The sequence below is a fragment of the Giesbergeria giesbergeri genome (assembly GCF_054779375.1).
The window spans coordinates 1-1,168 of the sequence record NZ_BAAGYJ010000023.1 but is presented as its reverse complement, the minus strand read 5'-3'; the positions used below and the strand labels follow the sequence as shown (position 1 = coordinate 1,168).

1 protein-coding gene is annotated in these 1,168 nt (G+C 59.8%); it reads right to left on the bottom strand.

What is annotated here, in order from left to right; all coding sequences use genetic code 11:
• Window positions 1–1,166: elongation factor Tu (tuf, locus tag ACYVB2_RS15445; RefSeq protein ID WP_460537254.1), on the bottom strand; the 1,166-nt coding region annotated here is incomplete at its 3' end.
• Window positions 1,167–1,168: the final 2 nt, after the last annotated feature.

Here is a 1,168-nt window from a genome sequence, read left to right as displayed (position 1 = left end):
CCAGCGCCGACGGTACGACCGCCTTCGCGGATAGCGAAGCGCAGACCTTCTTCCATAGCGATGGGGTTGATCAGCTTGACCGTGATTGACACGTTGTCACCAGGCATCACCATTTCTTTGCCTTCGGGCAGTTCGATGGCGCCAGTCACGTCGGTGGTACGGAAGTAGAACTGGGGGCGGTAGTTGTTGAAGAAGGGGGTGTGGCGGCCGCCTTCGTCTTTGCTCAACACGTACACTTCAGCGGTGAAGTGGGTGTGGGGCTTGATGGAACCGGGCTTGCACAGCACTTGGCCACGCTCCACGTCTTCACGCTTGGTGCCGCGCAGCAGCAGACCGACGTTGTCGCCAGCTTGACCTTGGTCGAGCAGCTTGCGGAACATTTCCACGCCGGTGCAGGTAGTCTTTTGGGTGTCGCGGATACCGACGATTTCGATTTCTTCGCCGACCTTGATGATGCCGCGCTCAACGCGACCGGTCACCACGGTACCACGGCCAGAGATGGAGAACACGTCTTCCACGGGCATCAGGAAGGCACCGTCCACAGCGCGCTCGGGCGTGGGGATGTAGGTGTCGAGGGCTTCGGCCAGCTTGTCGATGGCTTGTTCGCCCAGAGGGCCTTTGTCGCCTTCCAGGGCCAGCTTGGCGGAACCACGGATGATGGGGGTGTCGTCGCCGGGGAAGTTGTATTTGTCCAACAACTCGCGCACTTCCATTTCGACCAGTTCGAGCAACTCTTCGTCGTCGACCATGTCGCACTTGTTCAGGAAGACGATGATGTAAGGCACGCCCACTTGGCGAGCCAGCAGGATGTGCTCGCGGGTTTGGGGCATGGGGCCGTCAGCGGCGGAGCACACCAAAATAGCGCCGTCCATCTGGGCGGCACCGGTAATCATGTTCTTCACGTAGTCGGCGTGGCCGGGGCAATCGACGTGAGCGTAGTGGCGATTGGCGGTTTCGTACTCAACGTGGGCGGTGTTGATGGTAATACCGCGTGCTTTTTCTTCGGGAGCAGCGTCGATTTCGTCGTATTTTTTGGCTTCGCCGCCGAACTTGGCCGACAGCACGGTCGCGATGGCCGCTGTCAGGGTTGTCTTGCCGTGGTCGACGTGACCGATGGTGCCCACGTTGACGTGGGGCTTGGTGCGTTCAAACTTACCTTTTGCCATTT